The sequence below is a fragment of the Microbacterium sp. NPDC091382 genome (assembly GCF_044757025.1).
Taxonomy (GTDB): Bacteria; Actinomycetota; Actinomycetes; order Actinomycetales; family Microbacteriaceae; genus Microbacterium.
In genome coordinates this window covers 1-18,430 of the sequence record NZ_JBIVUD010000003.1, presented here as the reverse complement: position 1 = coordinate 18,430, position 18,430 = coordinate 1, and the positions used below count along the sequence as shown (strand labels likewise).

14 protein-coding genes, 1 tRNA gene, 1 rRNA gene and 1 pseudogene are annotated in these 18,430 nt (G+C 69.8%); 4 read left to right on the top strand and 13 right to left on the bottom strand.

All coding sequences use genetic code 11. The features are described 5' to 3' along the window. Positions 1-16 precede the first annotated feature (16 nt). Both ACIQLK_RS11565 and ACIQLK_RS11560 read left to right on the top strand, forming a co-directional pair. Positions 17-91: transfer RNA gene (locus ACIQLK_RS11565), tRNA-OTHER, on the top strand. 46 nt (positions 92-137) lie between these two features. Next, on the top strand, positions 138-569 hold the full coding sequence (locus ACIQLK_RS11560; RefSeq protein WP_400364945.1) for a hypothetical protein: 432 nt from the start codon (positions 138-140) through the stop codon (positions 567-569). Here ACIQLK_RS11560 and ACIQLK_RS11555 read toward each other — a convergent pair. Beyond that, a pseudogene (locus tag ACIQLK_RS11555) lies at positions 554-1,183 on the bottom strand (DUF1684 domain-containing protein). The gene ACIQLK_RS11560 and the pseudogene ACIQLK_RS11555 overlap by 16 nt on opposite strands. Positions 1,184-1,256: 73 nt before the next feature. Here ACIQLK_RS11555 and ACIQLK_RS11550 point away from each other — a divergent pair. Continuing rightward, positions 1,257-1,676, top strand: a complete 420-nt coding sequence (locus ACIQLK_RS11550; RefSeq protein ID WP_400364944.1) for a hypothetical protein — start codon at positions 1,257-1,259, stop codon at positions 1,674-1,676. Between the two features lie 58 nt (positions 1,677-1,734). On the opposite strand, the gene ACIQLK_RS11545 is transcribed toward ACIQLK_RS11550, so the two are convergent. The 5 genes from ACIQLK_RS11545 to ACIQLK_RS11525 all read right to left on the bottom strand — a co-directional run bounded on the left by ACIQLK_RS11545 (position 1,735) and on the right by ACIQLK_RS11525 (position 9,385). Further along, positions 1,735-4,848: a S8 family serine peptidase gene (locus ACIQLK_RS11545; RefSeq protein ID WP_400364943.1), complete on the bottom strand. Its 3,114-nt coding sequence runs from the start codon at positions 4,846-4,848 to the stop codon at positions 1,735-1,737. A gap of 157 nt (positions 4,849-5,005) precedes the next feature. Then, the gene (locus ACIQLK_RS11540) at positions 5,006-6,085 is read right to left on the bottom strand and encodes an ABC transporter permease (RefSeq protein ID WP_400364942.1); all 1,080 of its coding nucleotides are present in this window, start codon (positions 6,083-6,085) and stop codon (positions 5,006-5,008) included. After that, positions 6,082-7,014, bottom strand: coding sequence for an ABC transporter ATP-binding protein (locus ACIQLK_RS11535; RefSeq protein WP_400364941.1), 933 nt, complete (start codon positions 7,012-7,014; stop codon positions 6,082-6,084). The genes ACIQLK_RS11540 and ACIQLK_RS11535 overlap by 4 nt, the downstream gene beginning before the upstream one ends. A 31-nt stretch (positions 7,015-7,045) precedes the next feature. After that, a complete protein-coding gene (locus ACIQLK_RS11530) occupies positions 7,046-8,296 on the bottom strand; it encodes an MFS transporter (protein WP_400364940.1) in 1,251 nt (416 codons plus the stop codon). A gap of 90 nt (positions 8,297-8,386) precedes the next feature. Continuing rightward, positions 8,387-9,385, bottom strand: a complete 999-nt coding sequence (locus ACIQLK_RS11525; RefSeq protein WP_400364939.1) for a glycerophosphodiester phosphodiesterase family protein — start codon at positions 9,383-9,385, stop codon at positions 8,387-8,389. A 164-nt stretch (positions 9,386-9,549) separates the two neighbouring features. Here ACIQLK_RS11525 and ACIQLK_RS11520 point away from each other — a divergent pair, with 164 nt between their 5' ends. Next, positions 9,550-10,446 (top strand): Bax inhibitor-1/YccA family protein, encoded by an 897-nt coding sequence (locus ACIQLK_RS11520; RefSeq protein ID WP_400365568.1) that lies wholly within the window; start codon positions 9,550-9,552, stop codon positions 10,444-10,446. Positions 10,447-10,673: 227 nt separating this feature from the next. Here the strand turns inward: ACIQLK_RS11520 and ACIQLK_RS11515 are convergent, their stop codons facing one another. The 7 genes from ACIQLK_RS11515 to rrf form a co-directional block, all read right to left on the bottom strand. Further along, the gene (locus ACIQLK_RS11515) at positions 10,674-12,266 is read right to left on the bottom strand and encodes an ATP-binding protein (protein ID WP_400364938.1); all 1,593 of its coding nucleotides are present in this window, start codon (positions 12,264-12,266) and stop codon (positions 10,674-10,676) included. A gap of 124 nt (positions 12,267-12,390) precedes the next feature. Then, positions 12,391-13,971, bottom strand: coding sequence for a glutamine-hydrolyzing GMP synthase (gene guaA, locus ACIQLK_RS11510; RefSeq protein ID WP_400364937.1), 1,581 nt, complete (start codon positions 13,969-13,971; stop codon positions 12,391-12,393). Continuing rightward, entirely contained in the window at positions 13,968-14,486 is a 519-nt protein-coding gene (locus ACIQLK_RS11505; RefSeq protein ID WP_400364936.1) for a DUF3817 domain-containing protein, read from the bottom strand. The genes guaA and ACIQLK_RS11505 overlap by 4 nt, the downstream gene beginning before the upstream one ends. Before the next feature lie 10 nt (positions 14,487-14,496). Further along, positions 14,497-15,360, bottom strand: a complete 864-nt coding sequence (locus ACIQLK_RS11500; RefSeq protein WP_400364935.1) for an SURF1 family protein — start codon at positions 15,358-15,360, stop codon at positions 14,497-14,499. Next, entirely contained in the window at positions 15,360-16,481 is a 1,122-nt protein-coding gene (locus ACIQLK_RS11495; protein ID WP_400365566.1) for a GuaB3 family IMP dehydrogenase-related protein, read from the bottom strand. Before ACIQLK_RS11495 ends, ACIQLK_RS11500 begins: the two co-directional genes overlap by 1 nt. 47 nt (positions 16,482-16,528) lie before the next feature. Further along, positions 16,529-18,217, bottom strand: coding sequence for an ABC-F family ATP-binding cassette domain-containing protein (locus tag ACIQLK_RS11490; RefSeq protein WP_400364934.1), 1,689 nt, complete (start codon positions 18,215-18,217; stop codon positions 16,529-16,531). Between the two features lie 126 nt (positions 18,218-18,343). Beyond that, positions 18,344-18,430, bottom strand: a 5S ribosomal RNA gene (rrf, locus tag ACIQLK_RS11485); the annotation flags it as partial.

Genomic DNA, 18,430 nt, shown 5'->3' with positions numbered 1-18,430 from the left:
ATTAGCGTGACATCATCGCGACGGTCCGGGTGGTCCCGGGCACCGGGTCATACCGGATGTGCAGCGGGTTCGACTCCCGCCGTCGCGTCCACGTCGGAGGACAGCCCTCCCGGGCCGGATGTCGTTACGCTCGATCCGTGAGCGCGCCCCGGACCATCACTCGCCTGATCCTCGGGGCGGGACTCGTCTTCACCGGAACCGCGCACCTGACGTTCGCGCGCGAGGACTTCGTCGCCCAGGTTCCCCGGTGGCTGCCCCTTCCCACCGACCTCGTCGTGGTCGGCTCCGGAATCGTCGAGATCGCGCTCGGCGTCGCCCTCCTGGTCGGACGATATCGCGTCGCCATCGGGTGGGTCGTCGCGGCGTTCTTCGTCGCGATCTTCCCCGGGAACGTGGAGCAGTTCGTTCGAGGCACCGACGCATTCGGGCTCGACACCGACCTCGCCCGCGGCATCCGTCTGCTCTTCCAACCGTTGCTCGTGATCGCCGCACTGTGGTCGACAGGCGCGTGGGCATCCTGGCGAGCCCGCCGCCGGAGGACGAAGAACCGGAATCAGACCCCGGGGTAGCGCTCGCCGACCGGCACGTCGACGGCGAGCACGTTGCCGGGCTGCGCGAGAGGGCACGCCCAGGCGGGGTCGTACGCGCACGACGGGTTGTACGCGAAGTTGAGGTCGAGGACGATCGTCCCGGCGTCGGCATCCGCCCCCAGGTCAGCGCCCTTGATCGTGTCGATCAGGTACCGGCCGCCGCCGTAGGTTCCGTCCGGCCGTCCGGCCAGCGCGTCTCGCAGCGGGATGAAGAGCCCGCCGCCGTACGTCGTGAGCCGCCACACGTCGAGCGAACCGACGTCCGGCAGCTCGACGACGGCGACCCGCTCGAACGGAACGACCCCGTCCGTCCCGGTCGCGAACTCGAAGCCGCCAGGCTCCGCGGGCTGCAAGGGCACCTCGAGCCGCCAGGCGGGGTCGTACGGAGCGACCGGTACGCCGTCGAACGCCAGGCGATCCTCGGGGAGGATCGGCGTCGCAGGGTGATGCGCGAGCAACTCGTTCCGCCCGCGCTGTCACAGCGCGTGCCCGGCCGCAGGATGAGATGCGGCCCGCACCTCGGCGTACAGGGCGAAGACGCGGCGACGCCAGTCGACGACGTTCAGAGCGGTTCGAGCAGCCGAAGGGATCATCGGCCCAGGCTACGCGCATCCTGCCCTGCCCCACGGCGACGGACGCGCGTAGCCTTCCGGGAGGAGGTGCCTCATGCGAATGCGTGCCACGTCCGCCGCGGCGGTCATCGTGTGGGCCGGCCTTGCCCTCACCGCCTGCGCGAGCGAAGGAGCCGCCATGCCCGCCCCGAGCGAGAATCCCCCGTCGAGCCGCCCGCCGTTTCGCACCGCGAGCCCCGCGCCCCTCGGGCCGACCGGGTCGCCCGCGGACCTGCCGCCGGCGAAATGGGACGCGCTGATCGCTGATCTCACCGCCCGCGGCGTCTCGGGTGACCCCACCCTCGTCTCCGCGGAGCGCGTCGAGTTCTCGGACGGCTCCCTCGGGTGCCCCGCCCCGGGGATGACGTACACGCAGGCCATCGTCGACGGATACCGCGTCATCGTCCGTGCGGACGATCGCACCTTCGACTACCGCTTCGGCGCAGGCGACGAGCCGCGCCTCTGCGAGCGCTGAGGACGGATGCCGAAGGGGCGGCGCGTCATCGACGCACCGCCCCTTCGTACCGCGGGTCCTACTTCGTCGAGACCAGCAGCGCTTCCTTGGCTCCTGACTCGTTGTCGACGACGACGACCATCGCGCCGAGCGGCTTCTGCGCGGCGTACGCCGACGCGCTCGTCCGCACCGTCACCGACGCCTTGCCGCCCTTCGGCACGACCTCGTACTGGCCGTTCTCGAAAGCGGGCTTGCTCGGGTCGTATGTGGCCGTTCCGTCGACGGCGTCGCTTCCGTCGGTCGTTCCGCTGAACGACTGCACCGTGTAGTCGAACGGCCCCGTGATGCCGAGGTCGGCGAGGTTCACCGGCAGCAGGATGGTGCTGCTGTCGGTCGGCGCCTGCGCGAGGAATCCGCTCGGGATGAGCTCCTTGGTCTTCACGTTCTGGACGAAGACCTCGGCGACACCGTCGACCGAACCGGAGCGTACGGCGCCCGAGTCGTACGAGAACACGACCCAGTCCGGGGTGCCGTCCCGGTTGGAGTCGATCACCACGTCGAACTCGTTGGATGCCGCATTCGACCACCGCGACCAGGTGTTGACCGCGAAGACGGCCAGGTGGTCGCCCCCCGTCGTCGCGAATGACTGCACGCCGGCGGCGCGGAGGTCGTACCCGGTGTCGGTGAGCGACCTCGGGGCATCCTTCTTGTCCGACAGACCCCACGTGTAGACGTCCGCCGCAGCGTCCAGAGCGCCCTTGCGGTTGCTCAGCTCGAGCTTCCGGTCGCCGTCGGTGATGCGGCCGCGAGAGCTGAGGGCTCCCGTGACCGTCACGTCGCTGTTCGAGCGGGGGACGAGCAGGTAGGGAACCCGCAGCGTCGAGTCCTTCGACGTCAGGACGACGTTGCCCGAGACCTCGTAGAACGAGAACTGGTCGTCAGCGGAGAGCGAGCTCGGGATCGACGACGCGGCGATCGAGACCGACACCCGGAAGGTCGCTGTCCGCCCGGGGCGCACGGTGACCGTCTTGGTGTTCGTCGTGACCTTGGCCCCCAGCGACTGCGCCGACGGAGCGGTCGACACACGGAACGTGACTGCCTTCTTTCCGTCGTTGCGGACCGTGACCGTCTTGGTGCTGTCGAGCTTGCCGGTGGCCTCGTCGAAGCCGAAGCTCAACGCGCTCTCGCGCATCCGGCCGCTGTCGGTGCGGAAGACGTCGCCGGTCGCGGTGACCGTGGTCGCGACCGCCTGAGCGGTGTCGACGAGTCCCACGCCTCCGCGCGTCGGGTCGACGCCGGCGACCGCATCCGGGTCCGCCGTCGAGACCAGGGCCGCCGAGATCTGCTCGGTGTCCCAGGTCGGATGCGCCTGCACCGTGAGCGCGGCGACGCCGGCCACATGGGGCGCAGCCATCGACGTGCCCGACAGGACGGCCGAGTCGCTTCCGGTGCCGACGGCGACGGACGAGATCGAGACGCCCGGCGCGGCGACATCGGGGCTGATCGAACTGTCACCGCTGCGGGGTCCCGACGAGCTGAACGAGGCGTACCCGCGGAAGGCGGGGTTCGCGATCTCCTTCGCGGTGATCGTCACCGCCGCACCGTCGACGAACGCCGCACCCGAAGACGAACGAACGCCGAGGAACGGGATCGTGACCTCGTACGGCGTGCCGTCGTCGGGGTTCTCGGTGATGGCGCCTTCATACGGCGGCAGGTCGTTGGTCGAGTTGACCATGACCGCAGCTGCCGCTCCGGCCTGCTGCGCGAAGATCGCCTTCGCGGCGCGGGCGCAGGTGCCGCGCTCAGCGACGGCGATCTGGTTGCCGCCGGGGGTGACGCCGGCGCGGGTGTAGTCGGATGCCGCGCACCCGAGCGCCTCGTTGGCCGGCGTGGCCGGGTCGTCGGTGAGGCGCACGACGGTCAGCGTGCCGAGGCCGCCGAGCGAGGCGCCGTTGGCGTTGATCGCCTCGACGTTCTTGCCACCGACCGTGAGGGCGGCGCCGGGGAACGACGGGGTGCTGTCGATCGCGGAGACGGCGATGACACCGTCACCGCTGCCCGGCGAACCGGTGAGGTACGGGCTCGGACCGGAGTTGCCGGCCGAGGCCACGACGACCACACCGGCTCCGACCGCGTTGGCCGCGGCGACGGCGCTCGGGTCGTCGCCCGTGCCGAACGAGGAGCCCAGCGACATGTTGATGACGTCCATGCCGTTGTCGACGGCCCAGTCGATGGCCTGGATGGTCATCTCGGTGGAGCCGTCGCAGCCGAACACGCGGACGGCGTAGAGGTCGGCCTCGGGCGCGACGCCAGGGCCGACGCGGAAGTCGACGGACGGCGTCGACTCGTCGTAGGGACCGGTGTATGTCGATCCGTCGGCCCGGACACCCGAACCGCCGGTCGTGCCGGCGACGTGCGATCCGTGGCCCTCGCAGTCGAGGGGGTTCGCGTCGGGCTTCGGGATGAGGGCGTCGCCGGTGCCGGACGGGTCGTAGTCGTCGCCGACGAGGTCGATGCCCCCCTTGACTCGGGGAGCCTTCGGACCGAACAGTGCGGGGTCTGCGGGCTGATCGGATGCCGCGGCTGCCGCCTCGTACGCCTCGACCGTGCCGGGGCCGCCGAATCCGGCGTGGGTGTAGTCGATGCCGGTGTCGATGATGGCGACCTTGACGTTCTCACCGGTGTACCCGGTGCTCTCCCACACCTGGGGGACGCCGAGGAACGGCACGGAGACGGCGTTGTCGAGTTCGTGCCGGACGACGGGGTGCACGGCGACGACCCCGGGGAGGGCTGCCACATCGTCCAGTTGAGCGGCGGGGACGGTCGCCTGGATGCCGTTGTAGGCGGACTGCATCTGCGCGCGGATCTTGCCGCCGCGCTGGGTGATCCCGGAGCGGATCTTGTCCTGCGCCGCCTTGAGGTCCTTCTTCACGGTGGTGCGCTCGCTCTTGCTGAGAGAGCGCCCCTCCTCCGCCTCGACGACGGCGACGGGGTCGCCTTCCATCTCGAGGACGACCGAGACCTGTCGGTCGGGGTCGATCGCGGCGGCGGAGACGTCACTGTCGAGCGCGCCGCTTGAGACGCTGCGATCGAAGCGAGCCGCGGGATCGTCGTCGGGTGTCGCGGCGAGAGCCGCGGTCGTGGGCAGCGAGAGCGCGAGGACGCCCGCGACCGCCAGGATGCGTCGGTGCAAGGGGGGACCGCCTTTCCTTCTGGGAAGAGCGCTCGGCGGGGCTGTCGCGGACCGTCCGTGACGGATGCCGCGGCCGAGGCTGATTGGAGGCTATGCACCGCCTGACGATCTCCCAAGAAGAATGTGCGCAGATGAGAGGATCCTCACCGAGTGAGGGTCAGGCGATGCGGGTCCCCGGAGGCAGCCGGCGGGCGGGCGTCGCGGTTCGGAGGATCGCCCACCACATGAGCCCGCCGGCGAGCAGCACCTGGCCGCCCAGTCCGACGAACCAGCTGGGCACGGTCGAATCGAGCACCTCCTGCGGGGTCGGCCCCGATGACATCGGGTCGCAGTCGCTGTAGAAGACTTCGAGTTCCGGGGTGACCTGAGCCTGTCGCAGGCCGTACCGGGTCTGCCCGAACAGATCCTCCGGGTATCCCTGCGCATCGAATCCGCTCGGCGTCGCGTCGGCGAGGATGACGAACGGATTCGCCGCGAGGATCCACCACACGTAATCGAAGCGCGGCACCCGGTACGTGCTGACCTCCTCGTCGTCGCGGCAGACCTGCTCCCCCGGATTGTCGGCGCACCCCGTCGTGCCGTCCTTGCACTCCGGAGCACCGGTGACGCCGTCGTAGACAACGGTCTGGTAGTGCTCGACACGTTCCGACGTGATCCCCGTGCCGATGAGAGCGAAAGCGATGGGCGTACCCAGGGTCAGCGCCGCGACGACGAGGTAGGTCGCGGCGACGGAGAAGAGCGGCCGGGCCAGCACCCCGCTGATCGCCGTGCCGAAGGCCGCGACGACACCGGTCTCGACGACGAGGATCACGGTCGACACCACGACCGTGATCGGCTTCACACCTCCGCCGAGGGTCGCGACGAACAGGAACGGCACCGCGACGGCGGCGAAGGTGAGTCCCGTCAGCCACGCGGCGAGGAACTTGCCGAGGACGATCTCGACGGTCGTCGCCTGGGTGACCTGTAGCGAGGCGAGGGTCGCGGCATCCCGGTCGCCGTTGATCGAGTTGCCGCTGAGCGTCGGAGACACGAGCACCACCAGCAGCAGGGTGATGAGGACCACCACCGAGTAGACGCCGGAGCCGGAGTCCTCCTGGCTCGAGAAGGAGAGGAACGACAGCGCGGTCGACGCGACGAGGACGAGGGCGAAGACGCCGAGCATCACGTACCAGGAGACCGTACGGATGCGCTGCGTCAGATCGAGGCGGGCGATGGTCCACAGACGCGACGCGTTCATCGCGAGCCCCCTTCGAGGTCGAGGAAGGTGTGTTCGAGGATGCCGCTGGCCGCGGAGAACTCCGCGACCGGCAGTCCCGCGGAGACGAGGGCCGCGAGTCCCCCTGCCGCCGCGGTCTCCCCCTCGAAGCTCAGAAGCACGTCGCGTCGGTCGACCGCGACCGTCGCGACGTCGAGCCCCAGGGCCTGTGCGACGGGGAGTGCGGCCGCGACGGCATCCCGATCGGCGAGGCGGACCCGCCATGTGCGGGCGCGACCGGCGGCTTCGGCGACCCGCTCGGAGCTGACCGTCTCGCCCTGCACCATGAACACCGCGTCGTCGACGACCTCTTCCAGTTCGGAGAGGATGTGGCTCGAGACGAGCACCGTGCGCCCCTCGGCCGCGAGCGACCGCAGCAGCAGGCGCAGATCGATCCGCGCCTGCGGGTCCAGTCCGGACGCCGGTTCGTCGAGCAGGAGCACCCGCGGGTCGTGGACGAGGGCACGGGCGAGCCCGAGCCGTTGCTTCTGCCCACGCGAGAGGACGCGCGCCGGCGCATCGCCGAGCGTCTCGAGTCCCACGGTCGCGAGGAGTTCCGCCGCGCGGGCGGCTGCGGCATCCCGGCTCAGTCCGCTCAGGCGACCGGTGACGGCGATGGTCTCCCGCGCCGACAGCGACGGCCACGCACCCAGACTGTCAGGCATCCATCCCAGCTTCGCGCGCGCGGCGGCCGGCTCGGCGACGGGGTCGACTCCACCGATCCGGATGGTGCCGGCGTCGGGCGCGAGGAGCGAAGCCAGCATGAGCAGCAGCGTCGTCTTCCCTGCACCGTTGGGCCCCACGAGTCCGGTGACCGCGCTTTCGGGCGCCTGGAAGGTGACGCCGCGGACGGCGTGGACGTTCCCGAAGGACCGTCGCACCCCCTCGGCGACGATGCCGGCAGTAGTCATAGGGCTCACCCTAGGGGGTGGCTGTGATCCGTCAATGAACGGGGCGACGCACCCGGAGATTGGCGAGACCGAACACCAGCAGCAGCGCCACCGAGACGACGGGTGCCCACAGTGCGGTCGCCGCCCCTGCGGACTCGGCGAGCGACCCCACGACCATGCTCGCGAGCGCCTGCCCGACGACGACGGCCGAGCCGAGGACGGCCATGACCGTCGCCTCCCGCCCCCGCGGCGAGCGCGCGGCCGCGAGCGCGTAGAGGGTCGCCAGGGTCGGCCCGATCCCGCAGCCTGCCAGAGCGAGCGCCCACCCCATCGAGATCGCCCCGGTGGCGCCGGCGGCGAGGAGTGCGCCGGCCAGCAGGATGATCGTGAACGCGATCCAGCGCCACGGCAGGGCGAACCGCCTCGGCAGGAGCCCCACGCACATGGCGAGGATCGCGGAGCCGATGCCCATGATGCCGTAGAGGATCGCGGTCTGCTCTGGGAAGCCCCCCTCCTTGGCGAAGGCGGTGAGCGAGGTCAGCATCGCTCCGAAGAAGAGCCCGGTCGCGAAGGTGCCGCCTGCGGCGAGGAGGATGCCGGGGCGCGCGATCCGGCGCGCGGGTTCGCGCTCGGCCGCGTCGGCGGTGTGGCCTGCGGTGCGTGCCGTCGGGTGTAGCGCGAACGTGGTGACGAAGACGATGGTGAGCGCTGCCGCGGCGAGGACCGGAGCCGCGGGGTTCGCGGCGATCGCGATCACACCGACGAGGACGGGGCCGAAGACGAAGACGATCTCGTCCACTCCGGACTCGTACCCCATCGTCGATTCCTGCAGCCGTCCGCGGGCGGACGCCTCGACACGCAGGCGTCCGATCGCGCCGACCAACCGGGCACGCGACATCGGCGACACCTGCGGCGCGGTCGCCCCCGCCAGCGCCGACACGAGCAGGAGCAACCCGTCCGGAGCCGCGCCGTAGGCGACGGCGACGAGAGCGACGAGCACGACGCTCTGGACCAGCGACGCCAGCAGCAGGACGGGTCGCTGACCCCAGCGGTCCGCAGCGGCGCCGATCAGCGGGCCGGTCGCGATCGTGCCGAGACCGACCATCGCGGACGTGAGCCCGCCGACGGCCAGCGACCCGCGGGCGTCGACGACCATGGTCAGGACGCCGACGACGATCATGGCGTAGGGCAACCGCGCGACCAGGGCGATGGCGAAGTATCCGATGCCGACGCTTGCAGCGAGCGTGCGGATGGGGCTGTCGCGTTCGGCCCGGCGCACCGGGGTCGAATCGGTGAGGGACAAGTGTGACCTCCGTGTAGACGAGGCGTCGTGCCGCCTTGACTCTCCACGGATCAGGTAGTTACACGGGGTGCTGTCGCACCGGCATCCATTCTACCGATCGGTGCCTGAACGTCCGAAGAACCCGACGCCCAGATCGGGATGGTCGACGAAGACCCCGTCGACACCGGCGTCGGCGATGCGCTGCCACTCACCCTCCCAGTCGCCGAACGACTCGGCGTCCGGGCCGCGTCGGAACTCCGAGGAGAGGAACGCGTTCTCGGGGCGGCAGGTCCAGGTGTAGACGTCGAGGCCGCGACGATGGGCATCGGCCACGATGCCCGGCTGCTCGAGGATGATGCGCTTGTCGAGGCTGATCCCGTCGACCTCGCGACCGAGACGGCCGAGCCCGTCCTTTGTCAGCTGCTCCGCGTACGTGGGGGCGTCGGAGCCCTGCGCGGCGAGCAGGTCGGCGGCGCGACCTTCGGCTTCGAGCAGATAGATGTAGCGTGCCCGGATGCCGCGGTCCCGCATCCGGTGCAGGATCCGTTGCTCGAACGACTCGACCACGAGCTGTCGCGCCCCCGAGTTCCAGCCCGCGTCCTGCAGTTCGGCCGCGAGGAGACCGGCGACGTCGTACCCGAGCGAGGCGAAGTAGGTCGCGTGCTTGACCTCGAGGACCACGCCGACGGTGCGCGCCTCCCGCTCCCCCGCGGATGTGACCAGGTCGAGAAGCTCCCGCAGCCGCAGGATGGGATGCCGGTCGTCGAACTCGGCGCTCCGCGGGCGCAAGTGCGGCAGCCTCTCCCGGCACCGGAGGGTGGCGAGTTCGTCCCAGGTGAAGTCCTCGACGAACCACCCGGTGCGGCTCACCCCGTCGACCTCCTTCGTGACCCGTCGGGACGCGAACTCGGGGTGATCCGCGACATCGGTCGTCGAGCCGATCTCGTTCTCGTGCCGGATGACGGCGACCCCGTCCTTCGAGAAGACGACGTCGGGTTCGACCGCATCGACTCCGAGGTCGAGTGCGAGCTCGTACGACGCGACGGTGTGCTCGGGGCGGTACCCCGGGGCTCCGCGGTGGCCGATGACGAGCGGGCGACGACGGGACATGCGACCAGGCTAACGACCGCGTCGGGCCGGGAATCCCGGATCCCTTGCCGCGACGGCACCCTCATAGTCCTCTCACAGCGGCGGCCCCCACCCGCGTATTCCGTGTCCGATACGCTGGATCGACAGCACAGCGCTGTGAGTCGACTTTTGGAGTGAGACACACAATGGCAGCGTCCGGCAATTTTGCCTTCAACAATCCGGTCTTCCAGGAGCAGCGCCCCGGCCTGACTCCCCCGGCAGCCCAGACGAACTACGCGGCAGCCTCGCACCAGGCCGCCGCCGTGGCGTCCAACGCCCAGCTCGAGGGGATGTACGCGGCGCCGACCGCGTCGTCCGCCGACACCGGCCGCATGACGGTCGAGGACACCGTCCTCAAGACGGCCGGCCTCTTCGGCATCCTTCTCGTCACCGCCCTCGTGGGCTGGTTCTGGACCCTCGGGGGCACGCTCGACGCGACCCGTCCGGTCGGCCTCACGATCATGCCGTGGATCATCGGCGCTCTGGTCGGTTTCGTCCTCGCCCTCGTGATCACGTTCACGTCGCGCAAGAAGGTGCGTCCGGCTCTCATCTGGGCCTACGCCGCAGCGGAGGGCCTCTTCGTCGGCGGCATCTCCGCGTTCTTCGAGGTGCAGTGGAGCGGCATCGTCATCCAGGCGACGATCGCGACCCTGTCGGTCGTCGGCGTGACGCTCGCCCTCTTCGCCAACGGCAAGGTGCGCGTCAGCAAGCGCGCCAACAAGATCTTCATGATCGCCCTCGGCGGCTACCTGGTCTTCGGCCTCGTCAACCTGGTGCTCATGTGGACCGGCGTCATCGACGGTCGCTTCGGGCTCTACAGCGCTGAGATCTTCGGCATCCCGCTGGGACTGGTCATCGGCATCGTCGTCGTTCTGATGGCGGCGTACTCGCTTGTGCAGGACTTCGACCTCGTGCAGCAGGGCGCCCGCAACGGTGCTCCTCGTCAGTTCGGCTGGGTCGGCGCCTTCGGCATCATGGTGACGGTCGTCTGGCTCTACGTCGAGATCCTGCGCCTCATCGCGATTCTGCGCGGCAACGACTGATCCTCTGATCAGCTCACGCGAAGGCCGCCCGGGCAACCGGGCGGCCTTCGTCGTTCCGGCGTGCACCTCTCTCCCTGCACCCTCTCTCCGCGAGACTGCACGCGGCGCGCGAGACAGCAGCCCCGCGCCGCGGTCTCGACGCACGCGTGCAGTCTCGGCGATCGTGGGCGGCCGCGTGCCGGCCCCGGCCGCGGCGGCCCACGCCGGCCGGGCGGCGCGCGCGTGGCTCAGGACGGGAGGCGGAGGACGGCGACGGTGCCGCGCGGCGTGTTGGGCTCGAGGGTCACGCTCGCACCGTACGCCTCCGCGAGGGACGCGGCGTTCGAGAGCCCGATCCCCGTGCCCGGGATCGCCGCATCGTGCGCGTACGGTGCCCGGTAGAAGCGCTCGAACGCGAGCACCCGCTCCTGCTCGGTCATGCCGACGCCCTGATCAGCGATCGTGACGACGATGTCGCGCCCGTCCTCCTGCGCCGAGACCTCGACGTCACCGCGGCCGACGGCGGTGAACTCGACCGCGTTGCGCAGGAGCTCCTCGAGGATCGATGCCAGGTCGCGCACGGCGATGCGCGCGGCGCGTTCGGGCATGGCGCCGATCCGGATGCCGATCCCTCGCTCCTTGGCGCGACCGGCGACCTCCGTGACCGCGTGCCTGACGACCGGTCCGACGTGCGAGGCACCGGAACGGGCTTCGACGTCGCGCGTCGTCTGGCCGGCGGCGATGAGACGCTCGACGAGACGGAGCAGCCTCTCCGCCGAGCGCTCCACGGCCTCCCATCGATCCGCCTCGGCCGAGCCGTGCATGAGAGCGATGTCGGTGTGCCCGAGGATCACCGTCAGCGGCGTGCGGAACTCGTGCCCGACGGTGCTCAGGAACCGATCGCGGACCTCGACGGCACTCACGAGGTCGGTGACGTCCTGCCCCACGATGACGATCCCGACCTCGTCACCGCCGGCGACCACGGGTCGGACGATGACCTGCATCACGCGACGAGGATCCCCGCCGAACTCGACGGTGCGGGGAGCCGCGAAGTCGCCCGAGCGGACACGCTCGACGAAGTCGGCCGAGGTGGCCTCCGACGACATCGACGGATCCGCCCGCCAGATGAGCGAGGCGAAGCCGTCGCGGTCGACCTCGTGGATCCCCGACCGACCGCTGATCTCTGCGGCGACGGCATTCAGAAGGATGGGACGCCCGTCGCGGTCGAAGACGGCGACGGCGTTGTCGGTCGCATCGAGGGTCGCGCGCAGCATCGCGGTGTCGCGGTCCGACAGCCGCAGCGCGTGGTCGAGATCGTCCGAGACGCTCTGCATCCGCGCTCGCATGCGGGCGAGGTCGCGCGAGATGAGGGCGACGGTCACAGCGACGAGTGCGGAGAGGATCGGCAGCGCCGCGACGGCCATGACGTCGCCGAGATCGCGGAAGCCGCCGCCCCCAAGAATCTGCACGAGCGGGCCGAGTGCAGTGAGCAGCACCCCGAGCGCCACCGCGACCGGCGGGAACGCGAATGCGAGCCACCCCAGCGGGAAGATGATGAGCATCGACGCGGACGGGAGGACGTCGACGCCGGCATCACGGACGGGGACGCACGCGACGATCTCGATCAAGGGGATCGCGGCCAACCACTCGGTGCGCCGGGTCGGCTGCACGAGCCACACGGCGGTCATGACCGCGGTGTTGAGGACGATGACCCCGAAGCCCGCGAGCAGAAGCGGAGTCACGCGCGCGCCGTCGATCGTCCCGAGGATCAGGACGACGATGAGGGATGCCGCGGCCAGCACGAATTGCGCGTAGGGCTGCGTACGCGAACGCTCGATCAACGCCTCACCCCCTCCTCAGACGGTGGTGCAGAAAGGGGCTGGGTCCCGCGCTCACTCTGTCGGCGCGGCGTGTCCTCTGTCAAGAGCGGGTGGGGTGCGCGGTCGCGGGGGTCTCCCCCGCGACTCACTCCCACTCGATGGTCCCCGGGGGCTTCGACGTCACGTCGAGCACCACCCGGTTGACCTCGCGCACCTCGTTCGTGATGCGGTTGCTGATCTTCGAGAGCACGTCGTACGGCAGTCGAGTCCAGTCCGCCGTCATGGCGTCCTCGCTCGAGACGGGACGGAGGACGATCGGATGCCCGTAGGTGCGCCCGTCCCCCTGCACGCCGACCGAACGGACATCCGCCAGGAGGACCACGGGGCACTGCCAGATCTCGTTGTCCAGACCGGCCTTCGTCAGCTCGGCGCGAGCGATGGCATCGGCGTCACGCAGGATCTCGAGACGGTCAGCGGTGACCTCACCCACGATACGGATGCCGAGGCCGGGCCCCGGAAACGGCTGGCGACCGACGATCGCCTCGGGCAAGCCGAGTTCGCGCCCGATCGCACGGACCTCGTCCTTGAAGAGGGTCCGCAGCGGCTCGACGAGCTCGAACTGGAGGTCCTCGGGGAGGCCGCCGACGTTGTGGTGGCTCTTGATGTTCGCGGTGCCGGAACCGCCACCGGACTCGACGACGTCGGGGTACAGCGTGCCCTGGACGAGGAAGCCGATGGGGTCGCCGTCCGCCGCCGCCTCGGCGATGAGGTCGGACTGCACCTTCTCGAAGGCGCGGATGAACTCGCGCCCGATGATCTTGCGCTTCTGCTCCGGGTCGCTGACGCCGGCGAGCGCGTTCAAGAAGGTCTCGCGCGCGTCGACCGTGATGAGGCGGACACCCGTCGAGGCGACGTAGTCGTTCTCGACCTGCTCGCGCTCACCCTTACGGAGAAGGCCGTGGTCGATGAAGACCGCCGTCAACTGATCGCCGACGGCCTTGTGGACGAGCGCGGTCGAGACGGCGGAGTCCACACCGCCCGATAGAGCCGAGATGACGCGTCCCGTGCCCACCTGAGCCCGGATCTTCTCGACCTGTTCGGCGATCACGTTGTCGCTGTTCCAGTCGGCGGGGAGCCCGGCGGCCTTGTGAAGGAAGTTCTCGAGCACACGCTGACCGTGATCGGAGTGCTTGACCTCCGGGTGCCACTGCACGCCGTAGAGCTTGCGGTCGTCATCGGCGAAGGCGGCGACGGGCGTGGCGGCCGTGCGAGCCAGCACCTCGAAGCCGGCCGGGGCCGCGCTCACCTGGTCGCCATGGCTCATCCAGACGTTCTGATCGACCGGCTGTCCGGCGAGCAGGACGTTGTCGGTGACGATCGTGGCATCCGTCGCGCCGTACTCGCGGAGACCGGTGTTCGCCACCTCGCCGCCGAGGGTCTTCGCCATCACCTGGAAGCCGTAGCAGATGCCGAGGGTCGGGACGCCGAGGTCGAAGACACCGGCGTCGAGCTGCGGCGCACCCTCCTCGTACACGGACGAGGGGCCGCCCGAGAGGATGATCCCGACCGGGTTCTTCTCGGCGATCTCCGCCGCGGTCGCGGTGTGCGGAACCAGCTCACTGTAGACGCCGGCCTCGCGCACGCGGCGGGCGATCAGCTGGGCGTACTGGGCGCCGAAGTCCACGACCAGGACGGGGCGCTGGGAGGTTTCGGTCTGCTCTGTCACCGGGACTCCGTGGGGGTTTCGAGGGGGGTGGATGCCGTGGCTTCCCGCGTGGCCAGGTACTCCCTGACTTCGCGAGCGACCTTCGCTTCCATGAAGAAGGACAGGAGGGGGACGATGCCGCCGAGCGCGAGGACGATGAAGCGCGGGAAGCCCCAGCGCATGAGGCTCCAGACGCGGAAGCACGCGAAGAGGTACACGACGTAGAACCAGCCGTGCACGATGAGGATCGCGAGGGAGATGTTCACCCCGTCGCCCGTCGAGACGATGTCGCATGCGCTGCTGCCCGGCACGAACAGCGAGAACCACTGGCAGTCGGGGCTGGGGATCGCGGTGGCGAACCACAGCAGCCCTCCGGAGCCGCCGGCGAAGAGTTCGACGTGCAGGGGCGTGTACTTGAGGATCATCTCGGTGACCAGCAGGAGCAGGCCCACGCCGGTGATGATCGATGCGATCTGGTAGAACTTCAGGGCGCCGCGGATCGCCGGGAAAGAGGCGAGTTTGGGCTGAACGGGCATGGTTCCCAGTCTACGGGCGCGCCGAGGGCTGCTCGGCGCCGTCGAGATCGTCGTCCCCGGTCAGCGCTTCGACTTCCTTCTCCCACGCGTCGCGGGCGAGGCGGTACCACATGTAGAACGCGAACCCCGCGAACACCGCCCACTCGACGGCGTAGAAGATGTTCAGCCAGTTGACCGAGGACAGCTCGGTGGGAGCAGGCGAATGGATGCCGCGGAGCCCCCCGAAGGCCTCAGCCGACACGAGATATGGGCGGTAGACGTCCAGGTCGGCGGTGTCGTTCCACTGCGACAGGAGCGCGGGCGGCGACATGGCGCTGATCTCGAACGGATCGCCGTCGCGCGGCGGCTCCTTCGCTCCCTCGTCCGAGATGAGCCGTCCGCTCAGGTTGACGTTCTGCGGCGGCGCGGCATCGAGCGTCGCCGCAGCCTCGTCGGCTGCCGCCCGGTCCGACGTGAAGCCGACGGCGACCGCGAGGGAAGTCGGTCCGTCCGTTCCTGCCGTCGAAGGATCGACGCGGAACTGACCCGCGACCCAGTAGCCCGGATCGCCGTCGTCGAAGCGGGACGTGATCACCCGGAAGTCGCCCGCCACGAAGGATCCGCCGACCTGGACGCGCTGGCCCACCAGCGGTTCGGGCAGCGGGGCCCCGGGTTCCACGACATCGCCGAGCGGTCGCACCTGCTCGGTCATGCCCGCGGCCGGGGGGTCGGTGTCGATCGCGTTGCCCAGCTGCCATTGCCCCAGCCACGCGAAGACACCGGCGACGAGCAGGGCGAGCCCCAGCATCCCGATCCAGAACGGACGGACCATGACCTCCCGCAGCGTGGGCGGGAATACCTCGGGGAGGTCGTCGACGGGTGGGGTGCTGGTCATCAGTGCGACGACGCGTAGGGCGCCACGACGACCTCCACGCGCTGGAACTCCTTGAGGTCCGAATACCCGGTGGTGGCCATGGACTTGCGGAGCGCGCCGATCAGGTTGGCCGTGCCGTCGGCGACCGGAGCCGGCCCGTAGAGCACTTCCTCCAGGGAGGAGACCTGTCCGACCTCGACGCGACGACCCCTCGGGAGCTTGGAGTGGTGCGCTTCCGGACCCCAGTGGAAGCCGCGCCCCGGAGCGTCGGTGGCACGGGCGAGGGCCACGCCGAGCATCACGGCGTCGGCGCCCATGGCGAGCGCCTTCACGATGTCGCCCGAGGTGCCCACTCCCCCGTCGGCGATGACGTGCACGTAACGCCCGCCGGATTCGTCGAGGTAGTCACGTCGCGCGCCGGCGACATCGGCGACCGCGGTCGCCATCGGCGCGTGCAGACCGAGCGTCGCACGAGTGGTGGATGCCGCGCCTCCACCGAAGCCGACGAGGACGCCGGCTGCGCCCGTGCGCATGAGGTGCAGCGCAGCCGTGTAGGTCGCGGCACCGCCGACGATGACGGGGACGTCGAGGTCGTAGATGAACTTCTTGAGGTTGAGGGGCTCGTCGACACTCGAGACGTGCTCGGCCGACACCGTCGTGCCGCGGATGACGAAGAGATCCACACCGGCGGCGACGACGGTCTCATAGAGCTCCTGCGTGCGCTGCGGCGTCAGAGCACCCGCGACGGTGACCCCGGCTGCACGGATCTCCGCGAGCCGGTCACGGACGAGCTCGGGCTTGATCGGCGCCGAGTACAGCTCCTGCATGCGACGCGTCGCGCCGTCGGCCGGGAGCGCAGCGATCTCGGCGAGCAGCGGCTCGGGATCGTCGTAGCGGGTCCACAGACCTTCGAGGTCCAGGACACCGAGTCCGCCGAGCTGGCCGAGCATGATGGCCGTCCGCGGGCTCATGACCGAGTCCATGGGGGCGCCCAGCACGGGGATTCCGAAGCTGTACGCATCGATCGACCACGAGGTCGAGACGTCCTCGGGGTTGCGTGTGCGGCGCGAAGGCACCACGGCGATGTCGTCGAAGGCGTACGCGCGACGCGCACGCTTGGCGCGGCCGAGCTCGATTTCCATGGTCACCCTGCCAGCCTACCGTCGAGGCCTCTCACCCGCCCCCGCGGTCAGCGGGCTCGCGTGACGCGTCGTTCATCCCAGACGGGCGCATCCGACTCGTACACCTCCCCGTCCGAACCGAACACCACGAAGCGGTCGAAGGAGCGCGCGAACCAGCGATCGTGGGTGACGGCGAGAACCGTCCCCTCGAACGACGCGAGAGCGGCCTCCAATGCCTCCGCCGACACCAGGTCGAGGTTGTCGGTCGGCTCGTCGAGCAGGAGAAGCGTCGCACCCGAGAGCTCGAGCAACAGGATCTGGAACCGGGCCTGCTGACCACCGGAGAGCCGGTCGAACGCCTGCTCCGCGTGCGCGACGAGCCCGTACCTGTCGAGCGCGGAGCTGGCGGCGTCGCGCGGCATCCCACTCCTGTCGCTGTCGCCGCGGTGGAGGATGTCGAGCAGCGGTCGACCGGTGTACTCGGGATGCTGGTGGGTCTGGGCGAACCAGCCGGGCACGACGCGCGCACCGAGAGTGACGCGCCCGGAGTGCGACACGCGTTCGAGCGATGCCCCCGCGTCGGTCAGATGGCCCAACCGAACGTCGGGATCCGTGCCGCCTGCAGCGAGAAGACGCAGGAAGTGAGACTTCCCCGACCCGTTGGACCCGAGGACGGCCACGCGGTCACCGAACCAGACCTCCAGATCGAACGGTCGCATCAGACCGCTCAGCTCGAGCGACTCCGCGATGACAGCCCGCTTGCCGGTGCGGGCACCGCGAAGTCGCAGGTCCAAGCGCTGCTCGGCCGGTCTCGCCTCGGGCGGTCCGGCGTCCTCGAATCGCCGCAGGCGCGTTTGCGCGGCGCGGTAGCGGGACGCGAATTCGTCGCTGGCGGCTGCTTTCACCTTCATGTCGGCGACGAACTTCTTGAGGGCGACGTGCTGTTCATCCCAGCGCCGCCGCAACTCGTCGAGCCGCGACATCCTCTCTTCGCGTGCCCGGTGGTAGCTCCGGAAACCCCCACCGTGCACCCATGCCGTGCTGCCCGCCGGTCCGGCTTCGAGCGTGACGATCCGGTCGGCCGCGCGGGCGAGCAACTCCCGGTCGTGCGAGATGAGCAGGACGGTCTTCGACGTCTCACGCAGACGCTCCTCGAGCCATCGTTTGCCGGGTACGTCGAGATAGTTGTCGGGCTCGTCGAGGACCAGCACCTGATCCGTACCGCGAAGCAGCGCTTCCAGCGCCAGGCGTTTCTGCTCACCTCCCGACAGCGTCGCCAGATCCCGGAATCTCGCGCGTTCGAACGGGATGCCGAGGGCCGCGATCGTGCACGTGTCCCAGACGGTCTCGTACACGTACCCGCCGGCATCCGCGTAGTCCGCGATCGCCCCGGCGTATCGCATCTGCGCGTCGAGGGTGTCGTCCTCGATGACAGCGTTCTCGGCGTCGTCGAGCTCACGTGCCGCCTGCGAGATACGGGCCGGCGCGACGGTGATCAGGAGATCGTGGACCGTGCTCCCCTGCGCCCCGTGGCCGATGAACTGGTCCATGACACCCAGCGCGCCGTCGATAGTCACGACACCGTGCTCGGGCGACACCTCGCCCTGGATGATCCGCATCAGGGTCGTCTTGCCGGCACCGTTCTGGCCGACGACGGCGGTCGTCTTGCCCGATGGCACCCGGAAGGTGACGTCCGCGAGAAGGCGACGCCCATCGGGCAGTGAAAGTGAGACGCTCTGAACGTCGATGTGCGACACGGGATGGTCCTTCCGCTCCGAGAGCGGAGCCGACCAGCTTATCGGACAGCCACCTCGCGCAGAAGAACGTGCGCGTTAACCACGAAAGCCCCGACCAGCATTGGTCGGGGCTTTCGATCGAAAGAAGTCCGGCGGTGTCCTACTCTCCCACAGGGTCCCCCCTGCAGTACCATCGGCGCTGTGAGGCTTAGCTTCCGGGTTCGGAATGTAACC

What these genes read in the sequence shown, in the direction of transcription:
- ACIQLK_RS11500 (WP_400364935.1), bottom strand. Translation starts at nt 15,360, where the DNA reads ATGACCAGCACCCCACCCGTCGACGACCTCCCCGAGGTATTCCCGCCC.
- ACIQLK_RS11495 (WP_400365566.1), bottom strand. Translation starts at nt 16,481, where the DNA reads ATGGAAATCGAGCTCGGCCGCGCCAAGCGTGCGCGTCGCGCGTACGCC.
- ACIQLK_RS11525 (WP_400364939.1), bottom strand. Translation starts at nt 9,385, where the DNA reads ATGTCCCGTCGTCGCCCGCTCGTCATCGGCCACCGCGGAGCCCCGGGG.
- ACIQLK_RS11505 (WP_400364936.1), bottom strand. Translation starts at nt 14,486, where the DNA reads ATGCCCGTTCAGCCCAAACTCGCCTCTTTCCCGGCGATCCGCGGCGCC.
- ACIQLK_RS11535 (WP_400364941.1), bottom strand. Translation starts at nt 7,014, where the DNA reads ATGACTACTGCCGGCATCGTCGCCGAGGGGGTGCGACGGTCCTTCGGG.
- ACIQLK_RS11540 (WP_400364942.1), bottom strand. Translation starts at nt 6,085, where the DNA reads ATGAACGCGTCGCGTCTGTGGACCATCGCCCGCCTCGATCTGACGCAG.
- ACIQLK_RS11550 (WP_400364944.1), top strand. Translation starts at nt 1,257, where the DNA reads ATGCGAATGCGTGCCACGTCCGCCGCGGCGGTCATCGTGTGGGCCGGC.
- ACIQLK_RS11520 (WP_400365568.1), top strand. Translation starts at nt 9,550, where the DNA reads ATGGCAGCGTCCGGCAATTTTGCCTTCAACAATCCGGTCTTCCAGGAG.